The following is a 25,576-nucleotide window of genomic DNA, read 5'->3' as shown; positions in this document are numbered from 1 at the left end:
TAACGTTACATAGTTCTTACCTTTTCCCACGTTCTAAAAACTGCCATCTTCCTGCCTCCCCACTAATTTTTACTCGTGCTCATTAGGCGCAATAGGATTTGTTTCCTCATTTTTATTTTTAGCGTATAGATAGCCACGCTGCCACCAACGTGTCATTTTAGCCTTATCGAATATCAAGGAATTTGTGGTTAAAATGGTAGGCGTATAGTAAAGATTTATTATCGCATCATTTTGATTAGCAACCAATTTTCCTATCCTAATATTCTGATTTTCTATTCGATCTAGAATAAAGCTCAACATGGTAGTCAAAAGCTCAAACGGATTTCTAGAAGGCATGCGATTCATATAATTCACTTCGGTATGTAGTACGACAACATCTACTTCGGTAGCGCCTCTTCTTATCGCTTCTTCGATAGGAACGATGCTTCCAAGACCTCCATCGGCATATTCACATCCGTTTACCCGAGCCAAACTCATAAACGGTACATAGTTGGACGAAATCCATATCCAATCACAGAACTCGTCATACGTACATTCGTTAACAGATTTGTATTCTACTTGATTTAAAGATAAATTAGATACGGTAACCACTACATCAGTTTTACTGTTTTTAAGTTCATTAAACTCTTCAAGTGTAACACTTTCTTTAATCATTTTACGGAGGTTTTCACTCTCCCCAAAGGTTTGCTTACCAGCTATAAAATTTTTTAATACGTTCCAATGATTTATTGAAATCTCATCTACCCCATACTTTTTCTTAATTATAAAAGGGCAATTATTAAAAATCGTGTCCTGATTTACATTAGAATAAATTTCTTTTATTTTTTCCAACTTACCCAAGGCCAAATGGGAAATAAGCAAACTACCAGTCGACGTACCTACGAACATATCGTATTTCTTACCCGAATTTTGAATCAAAAATTCGGCTACACCACCCGCAAATGCTCCCTTACTGCCGCCACCGGAAATGACCAATGCTCTCATTCTAAATTAAGTTTCGTGTTAAGATAACGCAAATCATCATAATTTAGTTCTTTAGCTATTCGTTGTAATTGTGATTTAAAAGGTTCCTCTTTTACTAAGTCGTCTAACAAGCGTCTAGCAAAGTTTCGAAATTGCCAAGAATGGTGATCAGTAGCATGCACCAATTGTTTTAGTACATCATCGTTCAATGCGTTTATATCGGTTAGATATTGAAAAGCCCGCTGCCGAATTTCAGGATGGTATTGTTCGTTCGTATAATCTGAAAGTTCTTTTAAAAAATTATTTTTTTGACCAACATTATACTCTGGAGTAACCAAGGCCAATGTCAGCCATAGCAACCGAACGTTCTTATTGGGTAAGCCTTCAACACCTTTTAACTGGTCGAGATAACCATTTCTATCTGTTGAAAAAGTACTCCATAATTTGACTAAAACTACTTCTTGGGTAACATAACTCTTGTCGGTTAAAAGTGACTCAAAATTATATTTTATTTCTTTATTTAAAGTGTCCGGACTTGACAAACCCAACAGGGACATAGCAAGGGACTGCCTTATAAGAATGATCTCCGACGCAAAGGCTTTCTGAATAAGGGTTGTTGGTAACATACGGTGGTAATTCTCTAATAGATGCTGTTTAAAATAAATAGAATTTGAGGTATTCCAATACCTTTCATACTCCAAGTCATCGCCTTGCAAGGCTTCAAAACGGCCTTCCATTTTAAATAATAAGGCTAAAGAAGGTGACTGTTTTTTTAAAAGTTCTTTTGCTTCTATGATAGGAAACACCGTAGATTCTAACCACTGGGTTTTAAATCCTGATAAATCGACACCACTAGCATCTTCAATCTCTTGAAAAAATTGAGCTACCGTAGCATTTTTGAATTGATAGGTCTTCAAATACTGATGTATTCCTTTTCTAAATGAGATATCGCCAACAAAATCTCGAAGCATAACCAATGCCCATGCTCCCTTTTCATAAAAGGTAAGGCTACTGGCTTTAGGATTAAGCAAAGACTCCCCTTCTCCGCTATCTGAAAGATCTTGGAGTTGTTGCGCTGTGGTGTATAGTTTCCAATAAAAATGGTCTGTTCCAAAGATTTTCCTTTCTGTCAAATACGCGTAATAGGTAGCAAAACCTTCATGCAACCAATGATGGTTGCCATTCTTTTCTGTCACTAAGTTCCCAAACCACTGGTGCGCCAATTCGTGGGCATTTACATTCACATAGTTCTTATCTACAAAAGCGGTAGAATCTATCATAAATCCATCGGAAAAAATCGTTGCACTTGTATTTTCCATTCCAGCATACAAAAAATCGTGTACAGGCACCTGTTTATAATTTTGCCAAGGATAAGGAAAACCTATTTCAGTTTCCAAAAAATCAAAAATTTTCTTGGTGTATCTATACGTGGGTTCTACTCTTAAACTATCCTTAGGGTAATAATAATTTTCTATGGGTATACCGCTATTAGAAACTAATTTCTCCTTGTTATATTTTCCTATAGCAAAAGCCAAAAGGTAACTACTCATGGGCTTTTGCATATCAAATGAGAAGATAGGACTTGAGACTGTTTTATTTGTGCTATTAACCGACATTCCATTTGCAATTACCCTGTTTGATTTATGCGTTTGTATGTGTAAATCAAACTCCACTTTCTCCTCCATATCATCAAAGCTCGGCAACCAATAACTGGTATACTTCCCTTGGCCTTGCGTCCATATTTGTTCATTTCCATCAACTGTATCATCCCATCCCATAAAGTAGACGGTTTGTTTCGGAATACAGGAATACCCTAGCCGCAAGGAATAAGCCTCCCCCTTTTTAAACTTCTTTCGGATGACTAGCTGCTTATTATCGTTACTGAACTTTACTTTTCTATGGTTAAGTTTTACGGTATTAAAATCCATATTCTTTGCATCCAAAAAGACAGAATCCAACTCAGCCAATACTATAAAGTCGTATTTAACCTCCCCTTCGATTGCCTTTTGAAAAGGCAAAGGCTTTATTAGGACACTTGCCTTAATGAAGTCGACTTTATCCTGGTGTTGGGCAAATCCGGCGCAGTAAATGAATAAAAAAACGATAGCATATTTAAGCATGTGCCAAGAAATATAATTCTAATACCAAATTTAGGCTTTTCGTTTATTGCAGTTCAATGTCTTAAGTTCTAAATTCGTGATATGAATCCCACATTGCTTCAAACCCCTATTGCATACCTTAAAGGCGTTGGTCCCAACAGGGCAGATAGTCTACAATCGGAGCTCGGTATTCATGCATACCAAGATTTACTGAACCTATTTCCTCATAGGTATATTGATAAAACACAATACTATAAGATAGGCCAACTTCAAAAAAGTAATGCAGATGTACAGATTATTGGTAAACTCGTTCATATAAAAACTGTTGAGCAGAAAAAGGGTACCCGTTTGGTGGCTCGTTTTCAAGACGATACTGGAGAAATGGAGCTCGTTTGGTTTAGAGGGCAAAAATGGATTCGTGAAAATTTAAAATTGAACATTCCCTATGTCATCTTCGGAAAGTGCAATGTATTCAATAATACCTTTTCCATGCCGCATCCGGAAATGGAACTCCTATCGGAACACGAGCAAGGGGTAAAAGTACATATGCAACCCGTGTACCCTTCTACAGAAAAACTGAGCAATAAAGGGATTACGAATCGAGTCATTAGTAAATTAATGCAGCAGTTGTTCTTAGAGACCAAGGGCAGGTTTTCAGAGACCTTATCTGATAGTCTTTTACATGAGCTAAAGCTTATTTCTAGAAGCGATGCACTTTTTAACATCCATTTCCCCAAGAGTCAGGAGTTACTAGCAAAGGCGCAGTTTCGTTTAAAATTCGAGGAACTTTTTTACCTACAAATGCAGCTTATAGCGAAGAACATGCTTCACAAACAAAAAATTAAGGGATTCCCTTTTGATAAAGTGGGTGAACTTTTTAAAGATTTCTACGCGAACAAACTCCCTTTTAAACTCACCAATGCGCAAAAACGGGTTACAAAAGAAATACGTTCAGATTTGGGTAGTAATGCGCAGATGAACCGCCTATTGCAAGGAGACGTAGGCTCAGGAAAAACAATTGTGGCGGTGATGACCATGTTACTGGCCATAGACAATGATTTTCAAGCGTGTTTGATGGCACCGACCGAAATCCTTGCCAATCAGCATTACCAAGGTATTTCGGAATTACTGAAAGGCACTGGAGTAACTTGCGCGCTATTGACAGGTTCCGTTAAAAAGTCGGCTCGAAAACCCATCCATGAACAGTTAGAAAATGGAGAACTGCAGATTTTAATAGGCACGCATGCACTCTTAGAGGATAAAGTGAAATTTAAAAATTTAGGCCTGGCCATCATAGACGAACAACACCGATTTGGTGTAGCACAACGTTCCAAACTGTGGCACAAAAATGAATATCCACCCCATATTCTGGTGATGACTGCAACACCCATTCCTAGAACTTTGGCTATGAGCCTTTATGGTGATTTAGATATATCGGTCATTGATGAACTTCCTCCGGGTCGGAAACCCATAAAAACAGTACACCGTTTTGATTCTAACCGGCTCAAAGTATTCCGGTTCATACGAGACGAAATTGAAAAAGGCAGGCAAATCTATGTGGTATACCCGTTAATACAAGAATCGGAAGCATTAGACTATAAAGACCTTATGGATGGCTATGAAAGTATCGCTAGGGATTTTCCACTACCAGAATTTCAGATTTCTATAGTACACGGCCAAATGAAACCAGCCGATAAGGATTTTGAAATGCAACGTTTTGTAAAAGGAGAAACCCAGATTATGGTTGCTACGACTGTTATTGAAGTAGGTGTGAACGTTCCCAATGCCTCCGTAATGATAATTGAAAGTGCTGAACGTTTTGGCCTTTCGCAACTACACCAATTGCGAGGTCGTGTAGGACGTGGTGCAGATCAAAGTTTCTGTATATTAATGACCAGCCATAAGCTATCGACAGAATCCAAGACCCGTTTAGAAACTATGGTGCGTACTAACGATGGTTTTGAAATTGCGGAGGTAGACTTAAAACTTCGTGGTCCTGGAGATATCATGGGCACACAACAAAGTGGTATTCTCAACTTAAAAATAGCGGACATTGTAAAGGATAATGATATTCTAAAAACAGCTCGCTATTATGCGTTACGGCTACTAAAAGATGATTCATCTTTGGAAAAACCTAATAATATCGTCATTAGGCATAGCTACGCGCAATTAGTAAAATATAAAAACATTTGGAACTACATCAGCTAAAACTAAACGGGTAACTTTTTGGTTGAACGTCGTAATTTCAACTACTGCAATTTCTACAAAACACCTAGTTTCATTAGCTTTGATTGCATAGAATGAAACGTATGAGTGCAAAAAAGACACTATTTGATAAAGTTTGGGATTCGCATGTAGTCCATCAAATCGAAAATGGCCCTGATGTCCTGTTTATAGACAGACATATGGTACACGAAGTAACAAGCCCTGTTGCTTTTTTGGGTTTAAAAAATAGGGGGATTGGGGTACTGCATCCTGAAAAAACGTTTGCAACTGCCGATCATAATACACCAACTACCAATCAGCATCTGCCGGTTGCTGATCCATTGTCGGCCAACCAATTAAAAATGTTAGAAGAAAATGCTAATGAGCATGGTATTTCGTACTGGGGACTTGGTCATGAAAAAAACGGCATCGTACATGTTGTAGGTCCGGAATATGGCATTACGGTTCCTGGCGCTACTATTGTTTGTGGCGATTCGCATACCTCTACCCATGGTGCCTTTGGTGCTATTGCCTTTGGTATTGGAACGTCTGAAGTGGAGATGGTTTTGGCTACTGAATGTATCATGCAACCCAAGGCAAAGCGCATGCGTATTAATGTAACAGGAGAATTACAATTTGGGGTGACCTCAAAGGATGTTGCTTTATTTATAATTTCACAGTTAACCACCTCAGGAGCTACGGGGTATTTTGTGGAATACGCAGGTGATGTGTTTAAAAGCATGACCATGGAAGGTCGTATGACCGTGTGTAATTTGAGTATAGAAATGGGAGCAAGAGGCGGCATGATTGCGCCAGATGAAACTACGTTCCATTACATTAAAGACCGTGAATTCACACCTAAAGGAGCAGCTTGGGATAAAGCCATGGAGTATTGGCAAACTTTATATACGGAACCAGGTGCCATTTTTGATAAAGAATTAACGTTTGATGGCTCACTAATTGAACCCATGATTACCTACGGTACCAACCCAGGAATGGGGATGGGTATCTCAAAAGATATTCCAACATCGGATATGGTGCAAGGTGGTGCATCGACCTACAAAAAATCCTTACAATACATGAAGTTCGGTGAAGGTGATTCCATGATTGGGAAACCTATTGATTTCGTATTCTTGGGAAGCTGTACCAATGGTAGAATTGAAGATTTCAGAGCTTTCGCATCTATTGTAAAGGGAAGAAAAAAAGCAGATAATGTCACTGTTTGGTTAGTTCCTGGATCACATAAAGTAGAAAAAGCCATTAAGGAAGAAGGAATTTTGGCTATCATTAACGAAGCTGGTTTTGAGCTTCGTGAGCCCGGTTGTTCTGCATGTTTAGCCATGAACGATGATAAAGTACCTCCTGGAAAACTGGCGGTCAGCACATCAAATAGAAATTTTGAAGGGAGACAAGGGCCAGGTTCCAGAACACTTTTAGCTAGTCCTTTAGTCGCAGCCGCAGCGGCTGTTACTGGGAAAGTAACGGATCCAAGGGAGCTAATGCAAAAGGAAATGGCGTAGTGTAATATGATTTTTAAAAAGAATATTTTCTTTACGAACTAAGAATAAACTTTAGCATAAATTACAATTATACCAATCTAAAGTCTAACATCTAACATCTATTCATGGCATACGATAAATTCAGCACACTTACATCAACAGCGGTTCCACTACCCATAGAAAACGTGGATACCGACCAAATTATACCCGCACGGTTTCTTAAAGCAACTGAACGCATGGGCTTTGGTGATAACTTATTTCGTGACTGGCGGTACAATCAAGACAATACACCAAAGGCTGATTTTATACTAAATGACTCAAAATATAACGGGAAGATACTAGTAGGCGGTCATAACTTTGGTTCTGGCTCCTCTCGTGAACATGCGGCTTGGGCTGTCTACGACTACGGGTTTCGCGTGGTGGTCTCCAGTTTTTTTGCTGATATTTTTAGAGGTAACTGTTTAAATATTGGGGTATTACCCGTTCAAGTCAGTGCAGATTTTCTACAGAAAATCTTTGATGTTTTGGAAAAGGACCCAAAAATAGAATTAAAAGTGAATCTACCCGAGCAAAAAATTACTTTACTAGCCACCGGCGAAAGCGAATCTTTTGATATCAACGACTATAAAAAGAACAATATGACTAATGGTTTCGATGATATCGATTACCTATTAAACATTAAAAAAGACATTCAAGAGTTTGCAAAAACAAGACCCTTTTAAATTACCTATCACCCTCAATTTAATGGAATTGCTTAAAAGTTGCGTGTTACAACTATCTCGACTATGCTCAATATGATATTTAGGATTTACCGAAACAACCAGTGCCACAAACAATCTCCCAAATTATTAGGATTGCATAAATGAAAAAAAGACATCTGGAAATAATGGATACCACCCTAAGGGATGGGGAGCAGACCTCAGGTGTATCCTTTTCCGCCTCCGAGAAACTTACGCTGGCCAAACTGTTGTTGGATGAATTGAAAGTAGATCGTATTGAAGTAGCTTCGGCACGGGTTTCGGATGGCGAATTGCAGGCGGCACAACAGATTACCGAGTGGGCCAAAGCGAAAGGATATTTGGACAGGATTGAAGTCTTAACTTTTGTAGATGGGGGTATTTCTTTACAATGGATGGAAAAAGCAGGAGCTAAATCCCAAAACCTGTTGACAAAAGGATCATTGAATCATTTGCAACATCAGCTTAAAAAAACGCCCAAAAAACATTTTTCTGAAATAGCAGCCGTGCTTAAAGAGGCCGAAAAACTAGGTATCATTACAAATGTGTATTTAGAAGATTGGAGTAACGGCATGCGTAACTCTAAGGAATACGTGTTCCAATTCTTGGATTTTTTAGCTACCCAACCTATCAAGCGAATTCTCTTACCAGATACATTGGGTGTACTAACACATACCGAAACATACGACTATATCGCTCAAATTACAGCGCGTTACCCAGAACAGCATTTTGATTTCCATGCTCACAATGACTATGACCTAGGTGTTGCCAACGTTATGGAAGCAGTAAAAGCAGGCTGTCATGGTTTGCATCTTACGGTAAATGGAATGGGAGAACGTGCAGGAAATGCACCCATGGCAAGCGCCGTAGCTGTGATTAAAGATTTTCTGCCCGAGGTAGAAATCAGTGTTGACGAAACATCATTATTTAAAGTCAGCAAATTGGTATCAGCATTCACAGGACTTACTATTCCCGCGAACAAACCTATTGTAGGCGATAACGTATTTACCCAGACCGCAGGCATACATGCGGATGGAGACAGTAAAAATAACTTATATTTTAGTGATTTAATGCCCGAACGCTTTGATAGAAAGCGCAAGTACGCACTGGGAAAAATGTCAGGAAAAGCAAATATCCAAAAGAATTTACAGGAATTAGGCTTAACCCTTAATAACGAAGAGCTAAAAAAGGTAACACAACGTATTATTGAACTAGGTGATAAAAAGGAACGAGTAACCAAGGACGACTTACCGTTTATCATTTCTGATGTATTAGATTCAGACACCCATCATCAAAAAGTATTTGTGAAGTCCTATGTATTAACACATGCAAAAGGATTGATGCCCTCCACTACCCTATCTATGGAAATTGATGGCGAATTCTTTGAGACCAATGCACAAGGAGATGGACAGTATGATGCGTTTATGAATGCATTAAAAAAGGTATATGTAACAAAAAAAATAGCTTTACCAAAATTAGTAGATTACGCGGTCCGTATCCCGCCTGGAAGTACCTCAGATGCCCTTTGCGAAACAGTGATTACTTGGGAACACAGCGGAAAAGAGTTCACTTCAAGAGGGTTGGATTCCGACCAGACCGTATCGGCTATAAAGGCTACTGAGAAAATGTTGAATATGATTTAAAAAGCGAGAGGTACGTTTCACTTAAAGCCATACGCGCTGCACAAAAAAGAATATAATACTAAAAAAATAATAAAGCCAAAGCGATAAGCCTGAGGCATCTCACTAAATTAAAATTAAATAGTTTCCTGCTTTGGCGGGAATGAAAATAAAATACTAACATTCATGAAACTAAACATAGCCCTTTTGGCCGGAGATGGAATTGGCCCGGAAGTAATAGCCCAAGCAGTTAAAGTATGCGATGTCGTTGCTACTAAATACAACCACACTATTACCTGGCAGCCTGCCTTGACTGGAGCGGCAGCGATAGATGCTGTTGGTGAACCATACCCAGACGAAACCCATGAAATCTGTGCCAATGCAGATGCTGTCCTTTTTGGTGCTATTGGCCATCCGCGATTTGACAATGACCCTTCTGCCAAAGTACGACCCGAACAGGGTTTATTGAAAATGAGACAGAAGCTTGGTCTTTTTGCAAACGTACGCCCTACGTTTACCTTTCCATCCTTGATTGACAAATCACCCTTAAAAAGAGATCGTATAGAAGGTACAGACCTTATTATTCTACGCGAACTTACTGGCGGTGTTTATTTTGGCGAACGTGGCAGAAAAGACGACGGAGAAACTGCTTTTGACACCATGACCTACCAACGTTTTGAAATAGAGCGTTTGGCTAAAAAAGGTTTTGAAATGGCGTTAAAACGCTCTAAAAAACTATGCTGTGTAGATAAAGCTAATGTTTTGGAGTCTTCCAGATTATGGCGCGAAACGGTCCAACGCATGGAAAAGGATTATCCAGACGTGGAGGTTACCTATGAATTTATCGATGCGGTAGCCATGCGATTAATTCAATGGCCAAAAGGATACGACGTTATCATAACTGCAAACCTATTCGGCGATATTTTAACGGATGAAGCTTCCGTAATTTCTGGCTCTATGGGGTTAATGCCTTCCTCCTCCGTAGGAAACAAAGTATCGCTCTACGAACCAATACATGGGTCTTACCCGCAAGCTGCTGGTAAGGATATTGCGAATCCGTTAGCGACCGTATTATCTGCCGCTATGCTTTTTGAGGATATGGATTTGACCGAAGAAGCGCAAGCTATTCGTGATGTAGTCAATAAATCATTGGCTGAGAACATTGTAACAGAAGACCTTTCCGAAGGCGAAAAAGCATACAAAACTAGCGAAGTTGGCGATTGGTTGGCTAAGAATATTTAGAACAGTTTATAGAGTAGACCCCAAAGTTTACACAAAACCTAGTTCAGTATAAACTTGGGGATCTATTCTTAACAGCTTCAATCCCTATATTCATATCTACCGAGATTATTTTTTTTAGTATTTACAATAGTATAACATTAGGTTTCGTGGCTTGGTCAAAGACGCTGTAAAGCCTATCATACCTTTATTGAAAAGCTTCCGATTTAAAGCTATAATTCAAAAAGTCTGTTTCAGCAGCTATCAAGAAGCTTTTATCACTAGTAGAAACGTATGCTGCGTCAACTATATTCTTATCTGCCCAAGTCACTAAAACATACATGGTTGCCTTCGAACCTTTGAAATAGCAATTCAAAAAATCTAGTGCTAGTTTTCAGAAATATAAATGTTAGGACAGCTAGCGGAAGTAGTCAAGACTTGCAATAGCTAATGGAATTAATTATCTTTTCAGCTTAAATAATTAGGATAATCGACGTTTATTATCATATCGAAATAGAATAGATACCCTTTGGGATTACCCATACACACCTTTAAAGCAACTATGAAAAAACGCGTGTCAAGAATCGTTTTTTTTATAGTAGTCCTATTTTCTGCCTGTGATACCGAAGTAGAGAAAGGGGTCATTAAAAGTGACCTCTCCAAAGATGTCTCCCTAACTACGGAACTAGGAGAAATCGTGTTCCGATTATCAGACAAAACCCCAAGGCATCGTAATAATTTCATAAAACTGGTGAAGCAAGGTTTTTATGATAGTATTGCCTTTCATCGGGTTATCGAAAATTCTCTTGTGCAGACTGGCAATTCTGAAACGAGAGCTACCCCATCAATAGTTCCCGAAACACCATACACCTTACCTGCTGAAATAGACGCCAATCTTTTTCATAAACGCGGCGCCATAAATGCCGCCAGAATGGGCAATGATTCTAACCCAAAGCAGAAATCTAGCGGCACTCAATTTACCATCATTCAAGGAAGAGTATATACTGACAGTTCCTTAGTCATAGCAGAAAAAAGAATCAATAATAAGCTAGCATATAATACCCTAATCAACAACCCAAAATATAAAACCTACTTTGAAACATACAGCGACTTAGTACTTCAAAAGGACAGTCTTAATTTCTCAGAAAACGAGGAAGACAAACTACTAGCAAAAGTATTGGAACTTGCCTTTAAAGAGATGAAATCAAAGTTAGACTCCTTCACGAAATTAATTGCTTCTAATACAACACCCTATACCTATCCGGAAGCCCATCGTAACAGGTACAAAACTAATGGCGGTGCTCCCCATTTAAATCAAAATTATGTCGTCTTTGGTGAGGTGGTCAAAGGAATGGATGTCGTTGATCGTATCGCAGCTGCACAAACAGATAGTTTGGATAAACCTATTAGCAATGTTCGTATTCTATACACGAAAATGATTGAACGACCATTATATTAATAAACAGTTGACTTCTCTAAGCTCTCAAAAAAAATAAAATAACCATGCCTAAAAACCGATACCACGTTTATGTCATAGAACTTAGCAAACGTGTCTATACCGAAAATAGAAGGTTCAGAGAGGCTAACCCACAGTTTAATGGCGTATTGGAATGTTTATATGTAGGCATGACCAGTAAAACTCCTGCAGAACGATTTAAGCAACATAAAACAGGATATATTAACAAAAAGGGGCATAAGCTTTCTGCAACTATTGTGGAAAAACATGGACTCTATCTTCGTGGTAGTCTTTACAACCATATCTTACCGTTAGCAACAAGAGCCGAAGCCTTACAAATGGAAGAGAAACTCGCTTTAGAGTTGAGACGAAAACGATATGCTGTTTGGTTTAATTAAACGTTTTACTTACTGCCATTGTGTAACTAAAAAAATAAGATTTTAACAAACTACTTTGGTTCGATCCTCTGCGTTTTTAGTTACTACCAAAGCAAGGTAAACATCATCAATAAAATTATTTAAGTCCTTAAAATCAGTCCTCTATAAAATCCTTAGGGCAAAATAAAAGCCCTATTATTTTTGAAACGACAAGTAGTATTCCAAAAACAAAAGTATGTGTTAGGGTTAAAGTTCAGTCTCTTTTGTAAACTTCATTTAATCCATTTCTAAAATAGCAGGTAAAATATACTCTACCATCATCGTATCTACTTGCGCATGGGCATAAGGCAAACCGAATGCTTGGGCAGTAATTACAATTACAAAAGGGATATCCTTGAAAATAAAAATTTTATTACCTCCATAGCCCGTACAAAATGAAACTTCGTAATCCTTTCCGTTAACCGTATATATTCGATTCCAAAACAAATAACCGTAAAAACTTGATTCGTTATAAGGTTGCGCAACTAGTTTTGAAAGACTCTTTTCAACCCATTCTTCAGGAATTAATTGTTGGTTTTTCCATGTACCCTTGTTTTTATAGAGCTGGCCAAATTTGGCATAATCTAAAGAACGTAATTGTAATCCACCAGCGGTATTACCTACATTTGTTGGCGTATACTGCCACTTGTATTTTTCAATCCCTAAAGGTGCAAAAAGTTTCTCATCGCTATAAGCAACCAATCCCTTAGGAACGGATTTGTGAATTACATCCCCAAGAACTACTACTCCCGCGGTAAAGTAGTCATAATCCTTACCTATTTCCTTTTTAGAATCCATAGGAAGGTCTAAAGTGAATTTCACCCAATCTTCTGTAGGGTACATGTTTTCCTCATTTCCTGGGGAATCATAATCATCATCATCCCCGACAAAGCCTGAACTCATAGTTAGTAGGGACTTTAAAGTTACTTTAGTTTTTGATTCCGAATAATTATCAAAAGATTTAAGATCATAGTAATCAGTTAAGCTTAGGTTTTCATTTTCAATATAGCCCTCATTAATTGCAATCCCCATCATGGTAGAGGCAAATGATTTTCCTACCGAACGTGTATTGTGTAGTGAATCACGATTTGCATCATTAAAATATTCCTCTAAAAGCAACTCTCCTTCCTTAATTACTACGATACTGGTGATTGCCTCAAATCTACTCTGAGCAATTTTCTTATTTAGATCCTCAATTTTAGTGCTGTCGTAATTTGATTTAGATGCTGTCCAGCCACTATTTGGCTTAATTGGCTGAACAACAATTTCATTTTGATGTACTGGTATTTCTGAAACAGAAACGCGAATCTCACCTTCTGCCAAAATTGATCCTACTTTTAGGTGGGATGACTTTAGATAAGGTCTTATTTTAATTTTTAATTGATGCTCCCCTGCAAACAACTTATCTTGTCCGCCTGCCATCTTCATAAATCGAAGCCATAAATACCAGCCCCAATAATCTATACGTTCTGGATGCATCAATGGAATACGATAACTTAATTGTTTTGTTTTAGACGCGACAGTCCCCGCTCCTGACTGCAAATTTTGAGTATAAGCCAAATTATCATCTACATAAATTTCAAACTGAAAATTCCCTTTTTCTAAAAGTTCCTCTTGAGACCATTCCGGTTCTAAATTTTGTAGACTCTTCAAAAGAGGTTCTTCCAAATCAAATAGAATATTTAAATTTTCATCTTCCGTTATATGCAGATTCGAAACATAAGTAAGCGCTGCTTCTTTATCGAAAAAATTTTGCGTCGAAAATTGAATTGCAGCAATTTTATTGGACTGCTGCGACCAAAGTTTAGCTTCATTTTTGCAAGAAGCAATTAAAACAAAGAACAATACCAGGTAAGGTTTAAAGTTGATTTTCATAGGAGTGTGTTTTGATTGATGAATTATTATTAGACAAACCTATATAAGCAAGCGATACCAAACGTGCCAAACTATAATATGGCACTAATTTCTTGGTCAAATAGTGGATTAGGGTACTACGAGAGCGATTTTTTATATTCAAATGGCGTTACACCCATTACTTCTTTAAATACCCTATTGAAAGTCGTTTTCGAGTTAAAACCACATTCAAAGGAAATACCCAAAAATGTAATATGATCATATTTTGGATTATTCAAGCGTGCTACTATAGCTTTCGTACGATACTCATTTATAAAATCTGAAAAACTTTTTCTAATACCTTCATTTATGATTTTTGACAATCTATTCGGATGAATATTTAAACTGATGGCTAAAGAAGCCAAAGTTAGTTCTGGATTCAAATAATACTGGTTACTTTCCATTTGCGCTATAAGCCAACTAGCCTTTTGTATAACATCTTCCGTCGGAGCTTGTTTGTCCATTTCCGGCTGAGTTTTTGGTTCTAGCAAAACTACCTCGGGTTTTAAATAGGCTTCGACACTAATCCATATAGTTATGACAGACATGAGAAGGTATATGGGATAATAATCAGGAATACCCAGTTGGAAGTTGAACATAAAATAGTCGACCAAGGTATAAGGAATCCATAAAAACCATAATACCACAAAAATAAATAGTAACCGATAAAGCCAGCCTAGACTATACTCTGAACTATTACTATAGTTATCCTGTAACCAAATATGATACTTTTTTATTTCTTTTAAGGCGAACCTACTATACAGAATAACCGAACATATTGCTAGTAATTGAATAAGTGGAATCAAATTAAAAAAAGCACTAGTGGAAGTCGCTAATATACTTCTATCGAGTGCTTCAAAAGAAATGATGACATGTACCAAACATTCAAATAAAACTGGAATAAAATGAAACCAATTGTTTTTGGAAAAAGTAAAACTGATATCAGAAATACTTTTGGTATAGAAATATAGTAATGGGCCTAAGGCAAGAGAAAAATTTAAAGGAACTAGAAAAAATCTCGGAGCATATCTAAAAAAGTCCAAATCGTGGCTCAATACCCAAATATTCCATAATACGATAACCAAAGCTGCCAATCCTAAAAATCGATTTGCTTTTTTGTTGATACGTTTTGAAAACAGCAGCAACAAACTAAAGGTGACACCAATGAATACGGAGGCTAAAATTAATAGGTTGTAAACATTTATTTTAAAATCCAATATAATAATCAAATTAGGTCCGTGTTAAAAATACTAAATCCTCAATAGTACAGATTTAGCATCAGACTATTGAGGATTTACGAATATTTATGCTGTACCTTATTTACTCAAATACATCTTCCTACGGGCATAAAGGTTATAAAAGTCATCATCCTTTAAGCTATCAATAAAAAGTATACTTTCACCTGTACTCTTCATCTCTGGACCTAAATTTTTATTTACATTTGGAAATTTATTAAAAGAGAAAACTGGCTGCTTAATGGCAAAACCTTCTAACTGCGGATTGAAATTAAAATCCTTCACTTTCTTCTCCCCTAGCATTACCTTGGTTGCATAGTTTACATACGGTTCTTTATAGGCTTTGGCAATAAAGGGAACCGTACGTGAAGCTCTTGGATTCGCTTCTATAATATATACCATATCATCCTTTATGGCGAATTGAATATTGATGAGACCAACAGTATTGAGTGCTAGTGCAATCTTCTTTGTGTGATCTTTTATTTGCTGCATTACAAACTCGCCCAAATTGAAAGGAGGTAAAGTAGCATTAGAGTCACCAGAGTGAATTCCGCATGGCTCTATATGTTCCATAATTCCTATGATATAAACATCTTTACCGTCACAAATAGCATCTGCTTCTGCTTCAATTGCTCCATCTAGATAATGATCTAATAAGAGTTTATTATTTGGAATTTTATGAAGCAAATCTACCACATGCTCCTCCAACTCTTCCTTATTGATAACAATTTTCATTCCTTGTCCACCCAATACATATGAAGGCCGGACTAATAGCGGAAAATCTAGCTTATCCGAAAGTACTAGTGCTTCTTCAGCAGTTTCTGCTATGCCAAATTCTGGAAAAGGGATATTATTCTCTAGCAATAGTTCTGAAAAATTTCCTCTATCCTCTGCCAAATCCAAAGATTCGAAACTAGTTCCGATAATCTTAATACCGTATTTCGAAAGCTTTTCTGCCAATTTCAAAGCGGTCTGTCCACCTAATTGTACAATAACGCCTTCTGGTTTTTCATGACGGATAATATCATAAATATGTTCCCAGAACACAGGCTCAAAGTACAACTTATCAGCGGTATCAAAATCTGTAGAAACAGTTTCTGGATTGCAATTAATCATTATAGTTTCGTAACCACATTCTGCAGCTGCCAAAACACCATGTACACAGCAATAGTCAAACTCTATCCCCTGCCCTATTCTATTAGGACCAGAACCTAAGACTACAATCTTTTTCTTATCAGAAACGATACTATCGTTCTCTACATAGCGGGTACCATCTGGTTTTTCTATTTCTGCTTCAAAAGTAGAATAATAATAAGGGGTCATTGCCTTAAACTCAGCCGCACAGGTATCCACTAATTTGTAAACCCTATTAATATTCAGTTCTGTACGTTTGTTATATACTTCGCTCTCATAACAATCTAACATATGGGCAATTTGCCTATCAGCAAAACCTTTTTGCTTGGCTTCTAATAATAGTTCCTTAGAAAGACTAGCGATGGTGTATTTTGAAATCTCTTTTTCAAGTTGATATAGCTCTTCATATTGCTTTAAGAACCAAATATCTATCTTAGTAATTTCATGAATTCTACTCAATGGAATACCCATTTGTATCGCATCATAAATAACAAAGACCCTATCCCAGCTTGGAATCGTTAATTTACTAATGATTTGGTCATAATCCCTATATCCTTTGCCATCTGCACCTAAGCCATTTCTGCTAATTTCCAAGGATTGTGTTGCCTTGTGTAAGGCTTCCTGAAAAGAACGGCCTATTCCCATGACTTCTCCAACAGATTTCATTTGAAGACCTAAGGTTCTATCAGAACCTTCAAACTTATCAAAATTCCATCGTGGAATTTTTACGATAACATAATCTAAAGTAGGTTCAAAAAGTGCCGAAGTAGATTTTGTGATCTGGTTCTGTAACTCGTCCAAAGAATAACCAATAGCTAATTTTGTAGCTATTTTTGCGATAGGATAACCAGTGGCTTTAGACGCTAATGCTGAGGACCTAGAAACCCTTGGGTTTATCTCAATGGCAATAATATCTTCTTTTTCATCTGGACTAACAGCAAACTGCACATTACACCCACCTTCAAAATCCCCAATACTACGCATCATATGTATCGCCATATTGCGCATTTTCTGATAGGTTTTATCAGACAAAGTCATAGCGGGTGCTACGGTAATGGAATCCCCGGTATGGATTCCCATGGGATCCATATTTTCTATGGCACAAATAATCACCACATTATCATTACAATCACGTAATAACTCTAATTCATATTCCTTCCAGCCCATCATGGCCTTATCAATCATGACTTCATGAATAGGAGAAATTTCTAATCCTATACTTAAAAGTTCATCGAAATCTTTTGGATCATAAACAATAGAAGCTCCAGCTCCACCTAGCGTGTAAGAAGCTCTAATCACTAGTGGAAACCCAAATTCTTGCGCAATTTCCTTTCCTTTCAAAAAAGAGGTAGCCGTTGCTTGTGGAGCCATGCCTACGCCAATTTCAAGCATTAATTTACGAAACTTCTCACGATCTTCTGTGATATTAATTGCATCAATATCAACACCAATCAACTCTACATCAAAATCTTTCCAAATCCCTTTTTCATCAGCTTCAATACATAAGTTCAAAGCAGTTTGACCACCCATAGTAGGTAAAACCGCGTCAATCTGCGGATGTGCCTTTAAAATTTCTATAATCGATTTTGTATTTAACGGCTTTAGGTAAATATGATCTGCCATGGAGGGGTCGGTCATAATCGTTGCTGGATTACTATTGATTAAAATAGTTTCTATCCCGTCTTCACGTAAAGACCGCAAAGACTGTGATCCAGCATAATCAAATTCACAAGCCTGGCCTATAACAATAGGACCAGAACCAATAATTAAAATCGAGTTTAAATCTTTTCTTTTCGGCATGTTCTTGTTTACTATTTTGAATAAATTAAATTGCTGAAAGTTATAACTTTCAGTCCGATAAGGGCAAAAAAAAAGTGCTACTTTTAAAAAAGTAACACCTTATATATTTTTAAAAAAATAAAATCATTTATTTCTTATGTCTTGGCTCTGAGGAAACAGTCAACTTCTTTCTTCCTTTTGCTCTTCTTCTCGCAATAACTTTTCTTCCATTAACAGAAGACATACGCTCTCTGAACCCATGTTTATTTTTTCTCTTCCTCTTTGAGGGCTGGTATGTTCTTTTTTGTCCGGGCATCTCTTAAAACCTTTTCTATTGTTTAATATTTTACAGAAGTACCTGTAAACTGGGCGCAAAGATACAAAGACTTTTTTCTTTAACAAGCCTTATCAAAAAAAATATTTTTAGAATTCTTTACAACACAAAACCTAGGTTTTCCCTAATTTTGCGCTACTTTAATTTTTATGTTTTTTCTGTTATTATTAAACAGCATACACTAAAATTAGATAAAATATAAGTAAAACAATAGTATCAAAGCACATATTCATGTTCAATAAAAACATTAAACTAGTTATTGCGGGATCAATCATTGCCTACGCTGTTTATCAGTTTGTAGAAGGGGAAATAGGGAATGGTATATTTTTACTACTACTCTCTTCTATTTTTATCTTTCTTTATTTTAGGAATGAAATTATTTTGTTAGCGTTTCTACGGATGCGAAAGCAAGACCTGGCCGGCACGCAAAACTGGTTAAGAAAAATCAAAAACCCCGAAGGTGCCTTGACACCAAAACAGCAAGGATACTACAACTATCTTCACGGGATTATATTTTCACAGACAAACTTGACCCAAGCTGAAAAATATTTCAAGAAAGCGCTGAAACTTGGCTTAACAATGGATTATGATGTAGCAATGGCAAAGCTTAGCTTAGCGGGTATCGCTATGCAAAAAAGGCGTAAAAGAGAAGCTACCATGTTACTAAAGGAAGCTAAAAAATTAGACAAGAACAACATGCTAACTGAACAGATACGCATGATGCAACAACAAATGAAAAAGCTTTAAACTACAAACTCACAACAGCTGTAAGCAATTAGCAATATTCAATTGGTAAGAATAGCGCTCATCATACCAAGCAAGGAAAATCCCGTAGGCTACGTTAAACACCTTAGCATAAGGGATTTTATTTTCAAACTACCAATTTAGAAACAGCATAACAACTACTTTCCAAGCGCTACGAAAATTATGCGCTTATTTAGACTCCCTGTAATATCCTTTGTTAGGAATCTCAATAGTATATTCTCTTCTAGAATTATTATTTAAATGAGGCTCTCTTAGCCAAGGGTTATGCCTTTTTAATATTTTATAGTTTATTTCATATTTCTTAGAAAAATTGGCAAAACTGGCTATCGGTTTATCGACCTCTACGGTAAAAGAAGGAACTGCATTGTACATATCGTCCTTTTCTAAATGGAAACCATATTTCTCCGGATTGGAAAGGATTTCCTTAATAGCCATGATTCTAAAAACATACCTACCAGTCTCCTGCCCCAACAAAAGGTCATAATAATCATCTACTTGCTGAGTTCTCATGTATTTGTTTATTCCTCCTGGACCTGCATTGTATGCAGCAGCGGTCAGCGTCCAAGTACCATATTTCTTTTTCCATCTATTTAAATACTTGCAGGCTACCTCAGTAGATTTTTCCAAGTGATAACGCTCGTCTACATTTGAATTGACTTCCAGACCATATTCTCTTCCTGTTTCACGCATAATCTGCCAAAAACCTGTAGCTCCGGCAGGAGAAACCACATTAGTCAAGCCACTTTCAGCAACGGCCAAATATTTAAAATCATCAGGGATTCCATTTTTAGCTAAGATTGGTTCTATCACCGGGAAATATTTATGTGCTCTCTTCATAAGCAACAGTGCATTTGACTGCCAATAGGTATTCACTAAAAACTCCCTATCTACACGCTCCATAATCTCCGGATCTTGTTGCGGAACTGATTCTCCGGCGAAATTTAAGTCTTCCGGTATATCTATGGAAGAAATATGATACTCGTTCGCTACATTTTTTTCGATACTGTCGTTCGCTATGGCAGTATTTACCGTACCATTAATTCCATCAGAATTTACAGCAAAAATTAACGAACCAGCCACCAAAAGTACGCCCAAAAGCATAAGAATATTTTTTAGAATTTTCATACATATTAAATTAGTTGTAATCAAAGGTATTAATAGAACTGCCTTAATCCAAAATAATTGCAGGTAGGTGTTCGTTAAACCATTTTGCCCTGTGGATAATCATAGTGTGCGTGCCATTTTTCACCTTCATACAGTCGGTAATATTCGCAATTGGAAAAACAGCATCTTTATCCCCTTGTATATGAACCAAACTCGTGCTTGGTTCTGTTTGCTGCCAATTCACTAGCTCATGAATACACCAATCAATATAATGCTTATCCCTAATGGACAAGTACTTCTCGTAAAGTGCTAATCGTTTAGTAACCGTTTCGCCGAAAGCATATTTAGCCAAAAGTTCTACATTGTTCACCAAACTAGTTGGGAGTACTTTATGGATATTCGTATAGCGTGCAAATAACATTCTCTTAGGAAGTTCATTTTTGCTTTTAACGCTCGAAACAATAATTACTTTTCGTGTAGGAATAATTTTCGCTATTTCCTGGACTACGATGCCGCCTAAAGAAACCCCTAGTAAAACTGGATTTTTATGGTGAATTAATCCTATGAGCTGTTTTGCATATGCAGCTATGTCCATATCCTTCGTAGGTAAAGTCCAATCTAAAAAATGGACTTCAAACTGGTCTATTGGCAAGCTAATGTTTTCGAAAATAGAACTGTTGGCCGCCATTCCTGGCATAAAGTAAACATGAATTTTAGATACAGACATAGTAATGAAACGCTATAAAAACTAGGAAATTAGCTATTTTATTAGTAATTTTATACATTGAGTTAGATTATAATTCAAATTTTTAGGATTTACATCAATACATGCTATTTATTTTAACGATTACGATTTGAGAGCATCGTAATTTTTTTGTCTTGAACCACTACTAAAATCAACTATATGAACGATGTACTAATTAAGGACAATACTTTCTTGCGCCAGTTTGAGACAAGTTTTGATGGCCATTTGGCTAAAATCGAATATTCTTCTCAAGAAAGAAAGGTTTTTTTAACCAAAATTGTAGTCCCGGAAGAAATAACTCAAGAAGGCTTTAATGAAAGTTTTATTAAAGCTGTGCTTCATCACTTACAGGAAAACAACTTAAGAGTGGTGCCCACGAGTCCTCAAATTGCGGGTTTCCTTCGTAGAAACAGACAGTACAAAGAAATGCTACCAGTAGGTATCAGAATTTAATAAAAAAACCTCTCAATTGAGAGGTTTTTTTATGCCTTTATTTCTGCGTTCAAAACAGTAGAAAAATCCATGGTAACCAAACCATCGTCAGCTATACCGGTTAAGGTAATCTTATGTATGGTATTTATAAGCTCTGGGTTCCAAGGAGCTCGCACCTTGACATAGTTTTCTGTAAAGCCGTGAATGTACCCTTCCTTGTTCTCCCCTTCAAAAAGGACACTTAAGGTTTCTCCAATCTGACTTTCATAAAAAGCCCTTCGTTTTTTAACAGATAGACCTCTAAGCATTTTACTTCTTTTGTTTCGCACCTGTTTTGGAACTGCGCCTCCCATTTCAGCAGCCTCCGTATTATCACGTTCGGAATAGGTAAACACATGCAGGTAAGATATAGCTAACTCATTTAAATAATGATATGTTTCCAAAAAGTGCTCCTCCGTCTCCCCAGGAAATCCAACAATAACATCCACACCTATACAACAGCTAGGCATTACAGCTCTTATGCGTGCTACCCGCTCTGTATATAAAGCCGTCATGTACCTCCTTTTCATTAACTTTAGCAGTGCATCGCTGCCACTTTGGAGCGGAATGTGAAAATGTGGCACAAAGGAATTGCTTTGCGCTACAAAATCTATCGTTTCATTTTTTAACAAGTTTGGCTCTATGGAAGATATGCGAAGTCTATGAATACCAGCAACCGCATCCAAGGCCTTTATTAAATCTAAAAAGGTATGCTCGTGTTTTTTGTTTCCAAACTCTCCTTTACCATAATCGCCAATATTCACCCCAGTAAGAACAATTTCTTTTATGCCTTGTTCAGAGATTTCAGCAGCATTTTTTAATACATTTTCCAACGCATCGCTCCTAGAAATGCCCCTAGCCAAGGGAATCGTACAATAGGTGCATTTATAATCGCAACCGTCCTGCACCTTTAAAAAGGCACGAGTTCTATCGCCTATGGCATAACTCCCCACATAGAAGTCGGCATCTTCAATTTCACAGGAATGTACTTCGCCAAAATCATTTTTGGAAAGATCATTTATGTAATCCCTAATCTTAAATTTTTCTGTCGCACCCAAAACTAAATCTACGCCATTAACAGCAGCTAATTCTTCTGGCTTTAATTGCGCATAACAACCCACTGCCGCTATAAATGCATGGGGATTACCCTTTTGCGCTTGTTTAACTACCGTTTTAAATTTCTTATCCGCATTGTCCGTTACAGAACAGGTATTAATAACATACATGTCCGCTGACTCCGAAAAATCTACACGATCAAAACCTTCGTTTACAAATCCCCTGGCAATGGTAGAGGTTTCAGAAAAATTGAGCTTGCAGCCCAATGTGTAAAATGCTACTTTCTTTCTCATGATGTTTTAAATACAGGCTCGCAAAGATACATATTTGAATGAACGTCGAAGACAATTCTAGACCTTAGAAATACGAAATTGGCAGGGCAAGTTTAGGATTAAAGAACGATATATTTACTTTATTTCTTTAATTTTTGACTATGTCATACTTGCTTAACCTCGCTACTATTAGCGCTAAACTATAACTATTACACGCTATCAATATTTTCGCCACTTTTTAGTTATTTCGAAAACATGGTTCAAAATATTTGCCTCAACTTCATCAAACACCACCCCTCTTCTTGCCATCATTACCGCTGCAGCTTCATAAGCTTTTTCTGGCATATAGGTAGAAAAACCTGAAGCCCCACCCCAACTAAAACTTGGTATAAAATTTCTTGGAAAACCTGGGGTATATACATTTACATTTACGCCTACTACGGTACCCGTATTCAACATCGTATTAATGGCTGTTTTGCTATGATCACCCATCATAAGTCCACAAAACTGAAGTCCAGTTTGCTCAAATTTTTCAGTAGCATAGTTCCACAAGCGCACCCTTGCATAATTATTCTTAAGATTGGAATTATTAGAGTCTGCACCAATATTACACCACTCACCTAATACCGCATTTCCCAAATAACCTTCATGACCTTTACTGGAATATCCAAAAATAACCGAATTACTTACTTCGCCGCATACTTTGGAATGCGGCCCAATTGTCGTTGGACCATACAGCTTTCCTCCCATTTTTATAACCGCATAGTCACATAATGCGAGTCCGCCACGGATGAGGCTACCTTCCCAGATTTCAGCATTTTTACCAATATAAATTGGGCCGTCGGTGGCATTAAGTATGCTGTATTCTACTTTGGCCCCTTCTTCCAAGAAAATACGTTCTGGATGAATAAGGTTGTTGGTCTTGGATATTGGCTGACTTTTTCTACCCTTGGTCAAAAATTCAAAATCGGCCTCCAAGGCCTCCCCGTTTTTAGAAAAAATATCCCAGGTGAATTCTATCTCTAATGGGCTATGGCTTAATACTATTTGCTCAAAATCATCAAAAACAGATTCTTTTTGAATATGTTTAGACCTATACCCAACCAATCGCTCCTTATAGACCAGTACTTGATTTAGCTCCAATGAATCAAGCGCAAAAATAAGTGCTGTGTCAGGCAGAAATGAGCCATTAATAAATATGTTTTCGAGGTCAGTCGTTAACGGGTACTTTACTGATAAATAGTCTTGTGTTGCATAGGAAATAGAAGCTTTTAAATAGGCTTCCCATTTTTCTCGGATACTGAGTATCCCCAATCTAATTTCACCAACAGGTCTTGTAAAGGTAAAGGGCAACAAATTTTCCCTTTCAGGACCATCGAAGAGGACATAATTCATAAAACATTGAATTTTTATAAAATTAAGTAATCGAAATACACTATTCTATTTTTTTTGTCAATGGGGTGAAATTTTGGTTAAAACAAAGAACGCCCATGATTAAAATATCAAGGGCGTTCTATATCGTTTATAAGAAGAATTTTACTTTCCTTCTTCTTCTTTTACCTCTTCCGTTGCCTCCGGCGCTGGCTTAGCAAACTTCTTGTACTTATTCTTAAACTTATCAATACGACCTGCTGTATCCAATAATTTAGATTTCCCTGTATAGAACGGGTGAGAAGTTCTTGAGATTTCCAATTTTACTAATGGATACTCAACCCCATCTACTTCTAATGTTTCCTTAGCGTCAGCAGTTGACTTCGTTAAAAATACTTCCTCGTTGGACATATCTTTGAAGGCAACTAATCTATAATTTTCTGGGTGTATTCCTTTTTGCATGGTACTAAACGTTTTTCGCCCCCATTCCGACGGGAACTTATTTTAAGTTGGCAAATTTAGTTATTTTCTATAAATCCGCAATTTATTAATACTAAATTTAATTAAAATAATTTAAACCCTATCTTGTAACAATTAGCATCCTATCGCTACTAATACGTTAAATCAACCTTTAAAACGCAAAAAATGGAAGAAAATCAACCAAAAACAGGAAAATTTGCACTGACTTATGGCCTTATTTTAGGGGGAGTAAGTGTTATTTATGCATATATGCTTTATTCTATGGATATGCATTACCAAGGAGGTGCATCTGTAATGCTTATTAGTTTGGGACTGTCATTGGCAGCTTTGATATTTGCAATGATTCAGTTTAAAAAAGAGAACAACGGTTTTATGTCTTTCGGTCAAGGCCTTAAAATTGGTGTGGGTGTATGTCTGATTGGCGGAATTATTGGTATTGTCTTCAACCAAATTATGGCGAATGTAATTGATCCAGAAATGATGAGCAAGGCAATGGTATACCAGCGTGACCAACTTATGGAAACTACCGCATTGACAGTAGATCAAATCGATAAACAAATGGAAATGGGTAAAAAATTCCAGACTACTTCTATGCAGATACTATTTGGTCTTATCATCAGCGTGGTATTAGGCTTTTTACTTTCTCTTATTCCTGCTTTGGTTTTAAAAAAACAAGAAGTTCTAGACTAAGTTTGTACTTTTGAGGGGAAATATTGACATTACCA

General features: G+C 37.1%; 21 protein-coding genes. 10 read left to right on the top strand and 11 right to left on the bottom strand.

The window, feature by feature from the left end:
• Positions 1-69: 69 nt before the first annotated feature.
• A complete protein-coding gene (locus Q360_RS0105500; RefSeq protein ID WP_027076205.1) occupies positions 70-984 on the bottom strand; it encodes a patatin-like phospholipase family protein in 915 nt (304 codons plus the stop codon).
• The gene (locus Q360_RS0105495; protein ID WP_027076204.1) at positions 981-3,083 is read right to left on the bottom strand and encodes a M1 family metallopeptidase; all 2,103 of its coding nucleotides are present in this window, start codon (positions 3,081-3,083) and stop codon (positions 981-983) included. Before Q360_RS0105495 ends, Q360_RS0105500 begins: the two co-directional genes overlap by 4 nt.
• Before the next feature lie 81 nt (positions 3,084-3,164).
• On the opposite strand from Q360_RS0105495, the gene recG reads away from it, so the two are divergent.
• From recG to Q360_RS0105455, 7 genes are all read left to right on the top strand, one after another.
• Positions 3,165-5,270 (top strand): ATP-dependent DNA helicase RecG, encoded by a 2,106-nt coding sequence (recG, locus tag Q360_RS0105490; protein ID WP_027076203.1) that lies wholly within the window; start codon positions 3,165-3,167, stop codon positions 5,268-5,270.
• A 101-nt stretch (positions 5,271-5,371) separates the two neighbouring features.
• Entirely contained in the window at positions 5,372-6,787 is a 1,416-nt protein-coding gene (gene leuC, locus Q360_RS0105485; protein ID WP_027076202.1) for a 3-isopropylmalate dehydratase large subunit, read from the top strand.
• Between the two features lie 104 nt (positions 6,788-6,891).
• Positions 6,892-7,488, top strand: a complete 597-nt coding sequence (leuD, locus tag Q360_RS0105480; RefSeq protein ID WP_027076201.1) for a 3-isopropylmalate dehydratase small subunit — start codon at positions 6,892-6,894, stop codon at positions 7,486-7,488.
• 140 nt (positions 7,489-7,628) lie between these two features.
• Complete coding sequence (locus Q360_RS0105475) at positions 7,629-9,146, top strand: alpha-isopropylmalate synthase regulatory domain-containing protein (protein ID WP_027076200.1); 1,518 nt, start codon at positions 7,629-7,631, stop codon at positions 9,144-9,146.
• Positions 9,147-9,308: 162 nt separating this feature from the next.
• The gene (gene leuB / locus Q360_RS0105470) at positions 9,309-10,364 is read left to right on the top strand and encodes a 3-isopropylmalate dehydrogenase (protein ID WP_027076199.1); all 1,056 of its coding nucleotides are present in this window, start codon (positions 9,309-9,311) and stop codon (positions 10,362-10,364) included.
• A gap of 538 nt (positions 10,365-10,902) precedes the next feature.
• The gene (locus tag Q360_RS0105460; protein WP_027076198.1) at positions 10,903-11,799 is read left to right on the top strand and encodes a peptidylprolyl isomerase; all 897 of its coding nucleotides are present in this window, start codon (positions 10,903-10,905) and stop codon (positions 11,797-11,799) included.
• 44 nt (positions 11,800-11,843) lie between these two features.
• Positions 11,844-12,194, top strand: coding sequence for a hypothetical protein (locus tag Q360_RS0105455; RefSeq protein WP_027076197.1), 351 nt, complete (start codon positions 11,844-11,846; stop codon positions 12,192-12,194).
• A gap of 255 nt (positions 12,195-12,449) precedes the next feature.
• Here Q360_RS0105455 and Q360_RS0105450 read toward each other — a convergent pair whose 3' ends face one another.
• The 4 genes from Q360_RS0105450 to rpmH all read right to left on the bottom strand — a co-directional run bounded on the left by Q360_RS0105450 (position 12,450) and on the right by rpmH (position 18,569).
• Positions 12,450-14,087: a serine hydrolase domain-containing protein gene (locus tag Q360_RS0105450; RefSeq protein WP_027076196.1), complete on the bottom strand. Its 1,638-nt coding sequence runs from the start codon at positions 14,085-14,087 to the stop codon at positions 12,450-12,452.
• 116 nt (positions 14,088-14,203) lie between these two features.
• On the bottom strand, positions 14,204-15,334 hold the full coding sequence (locus Q360_RS0105445; protein ID WP_245603195.1) for a helix-turn-helix domain-containing protein: 1,131 nt from the start codon (positions 15,332-15,334) through the stop codon (positions 14,204-14,206).
• Between the two features lie 87 nt (positions 15,335-15,421).
• Positions 15,422-18,274, bottom strand: coding sequence for a carbamoyl-phosphate synthase large subunit (gene carB, locus Q360_RS0105440; RefSeq protein WP_027076194.1), 2,853 nt, complete (start codon positions 18,272-18,274; stop codon positions 15,422-15,424).
• A gap of 127 nt (positions 18,275-18,401) precedes the next feature.
• Complete coding sequence (gene rpmH / locus Q360_RS25090; protein WP_084273366.1) at positions 18,402-18,569, bottom strand: 50S ribosomal protein L34; 168 nt, start codon at positions 18,567-18,569, stop codon at positions 18,402-18,404.
• Positions 18,570-18,818: 249 nt separating this feature from the next.
• Here rpmH and Q360_RS0105435 point away from each other — a divergent pair, with 249 nt between their 5' ends.
• Positions 18,819-19,334: a hypothetical protein gene (locus Q360_RS0105435; protein ID WP_027076193.1), complete on the top strand. Its 516-nt coding sequence runs from the start codon at positions 18,819-18,821 to the stop codon at positions 19,332-19,334.
• A 186-nt stretch (positions 19,335-19,520) separates the two neighbouring features.
• Here the strand turns inward: Q360_RS0105435 and Q360_RS0105430 are convergent, their stop codons facing one another.
• Positions 19,521-20,477 (bottom strand): lytic transglycosylase domain-containing protein, encoded by a 957-nt coding sequence (locus Q360_RS0105430; RefSeq protein WP_027076192.1) that lies wholly within the window; start codon positions 20,475-20,477, stop codon positions 19,521-19,523.
• A 43-nt stretch (positions 20,478-20,520) separates the two neighbouring features.
• Complete coding sequence (locus Q360_RS0105425) at positions 20,521-21,183, bottom strand: alpha/beta hydrolase (RefSeq protein ID WP_027076191.1); 663 nt, start codon at positions 21,181-21,183, stop codon at positions 20,521-20,523.
• Positions 21,184-21,360: 177 nt separating this feature from the next.
• Here Q360_RS0105425 and Q360_RS0105420 point away from each other — a divergent pair, with 177 nt between their 5' ends.
• Positions 21,361-21,654 carry a GNAT family N-acetyltransferase gene (locus tag Q360_RS0105420; protein WP_027076190.1) on the top strand — a complete coding sequence of 98 codons (294 nt, stop codon included), beginning with the start codon at positions 21,361-21,363 and terminating at the stop codon, positions 21,652-21,654.
• A 29-nt stretch (positions 21,655-21,683) separates the two neighbouring features.
• Here Q360_RS0105420 and mtaB read toward each other — a convergent pair whose 3' ends face one another.
• The 3 genes from mtaB to Q360_RS0105405 all read right to left on the bottom strand — a co-directional run bounded on the left by mtaB (position 21,684) and on the right by Q360_RS0105405 (position 24,833).
• Positions 21,684-23,021: a tRNA (N(6)-L-threonylcarbamoyladenosine(37)-C(2))-methylthiotransferase MtaB gene (mtaB, locus tag Q360_RS0105415; RefSeq protein ID WP_036195213.1), complete on the bottom strand. Its 1,338-nt coding sequence runs from the start codon at positions 23,019-23,021 to the stop codon at positions 21,684-21,686.
• Positions 23,022-23,219: 198 nt separating this feature from the next.
• Positions 23,220-24,395, bottom strand: coding sequence for a GlmU family protein (locus Q360_RS0105410; protein ID WP_027076188.1), 1,176 nt, complete (start codon positions 24,393-24,395; stop codon positions 23,220-23,222).
• 141 nt (positions 24,396-24,536) lie between these two features.
• Positions 24,537-24,833 carry a type B 50S ribosomal protein L31 gene (locus tag Q360_RS0105405; protein WP_027076187.1) on the bottom strand — a complete coding sequence of 99 codons (297 nt, stop codon included), beginning with the start codon at positions 24,831-24,833 and terminating at the stop codon, positions 24,537-24,539.
• A gap of 183 nt (positions 24,834-25,016) precedes the next feature.
• Here Q360_RS0105405 and Q360_RS0105400 point away from each other — a divergent pair, with 183 nt between their 5' ends.
• Entirely contained in the window at positions 25,017-25,541 is a 525-nt protein-coding gene (locus Q360_RS0105400) for a DUF4199 domain-containing protein (protein WP_027076186.1), read from the top strand.
• The last annotated feature ends 35 nt before the right edge of the window (positions 25,542-25,576 follow it).

It is taken from the genome of Maribacter antarcticus DSM 21422 (genome assembly GCF_000621125.1).
In the GTDB taxonomy this organism is placed as follows: Bacteria; Bacteroidota; Bacteroidia; order Flavobacteriales; family Flavobacteriaceae; genus Maribacter; species Maribacter antarcticus.
The sequence above is the reverse complement of the archived record's forward strand: the minus strand, read 5'-3'. Positions and strand labels throughout refer to the sequence as shown.

Bases quoted from the DNA above. Each gene is read 5' to 3' on its own strand.
- Q360_RS0105495 (WP_027076204.1), bottom strand. From the start codon at position 3,083: ATGCTTAAATATGCTATCGTTTTTTTATTCATTTACTGCGCCGGATTT.
- Q360_RS0105435 (WP_027076193.1), top strand. From the start codon at position 18,819: ATGTTCAATAAAAACATTAAACTAGTTATTGCGGGATCAATCATTGCC.
- Q360_RS0105475 (WP_027076200.1), top strand. From the start codon at position 7,629: ATGAAAAAAAGACATCTGGAAATAATGGATACCACCCTAAGGGATGGG.
- Q360_RS0105405 (WP_027076187.1), bottom strand. From the start codon at position 24,833: ATGCAAAAAGGAATACACCCAGAAAATTATAGATTAGTTGCCTTCAAA.
- carB (WP_027076194.1), bottom strand. From the start codon at position 18,274: ATGCCGAAAAGAAAAGATTTAAACTCGATTTTAATTATTGGTTCTGGT.
- Q360_RS0105450 (WP_027076196.1), bottom strand. From the start codon at position 14,087: ATGAAAATCAACTTTAAACCTTACCTGGTATTGTTCTTTGTTTTAATT.
- recG (WP_027076203.1), top strand. From the start codon at position 3,165: ATGAATCCCACATTGCTTCAAACCCCTATTGCATACCTTAAAGGCGTT.
- rpmH (WP_084273366.1), bottom strand. From the start codon at position 18,569: ATGCCCGGACAAAAAAGAACATACCAGCCCTCAAAGAGGAAGAGAAAA.
- Q360_RS0105500 (WP_027076205.1), bottom strand. From the start codon at position 984: ATGAGAGCATTGGTCATTTCCGGTGGCGGCAGTAAGGGAGCATTTGCG.
- Q360_RS0105400 (WP_027076186.1), top strand. From the start codon at position 25,017: ATGGAAGAAAATCAACCAAAAACAGGAAAATTTGCACTGACTTATGGC.
- Q360_RS0105430 (WP_027076192.1), bottom strand. From the start codon at position 20,477: ATGAAAATTCTAAAAAATATTCTTATGCTTTTGGGCGTACTTTTGGTG.
- Q360_RS0105455 (WP_027076197.1), top strand. From the start codon at position 11,844: ATGCCTAAAAACCGATACCACGTTTATGTCATAGAACTTAGCAAACGT.
- Q360_RS0105410 (WP_027076188.1), bottom strand. From the start codon at position 24,395: ATGAATTATGTCCTCTTCGATGGTCCTGAAAGGGAAAATTTGTTGCCC.
- mtaB (WP_036195213.1), bottom strand. From the start codon at position 23,021: ATGAGAAAGAAAGTAGCATTTTACACATTGGGCTGCAAGCTCAATTTT.
- leuB (WP_027076199.1), top strand. From the start codon at position 9,309: ATGAAACTAAACATAGCCCTTTTGGCCGGAGATGGAATTGGCCCGGAA.
- Q360_RS0105425 (WP_027076191.1), bottom strand. From the start codon at position 21,183: ATGTCTGTATCTAAAATTCATGTTTACTTTATGCCAGGAATGGCGGCC.
- Q360_RS0105460 (WP_027076198.1), top strand. From the start codon at position 10,903: ATGAAAAAACGCGTGTCAAGAATCGTTTTTTTTATAGTAGTCCTATTT.
- leuC (WP_027076202.1), top strand. From the start codon at position 5,372: ATGAGTGCAAAAAAGACACTATTTGATAAAGTTTGGGATTCGCATGTA.
- leuD (WP_027076201.1), top strand. From the start codon at position 6,892: ATGGCATACGATAAATTCAGCACACTTACATCAACAGCGGTTCCACTA.
- Q360_RS0105420 (WP_027076190.1), top strand. From the start codon at position 21,361: ATGAACGATGTACTAATTAAGGACAATACTTTCTTGCGCCAGTTTGAG.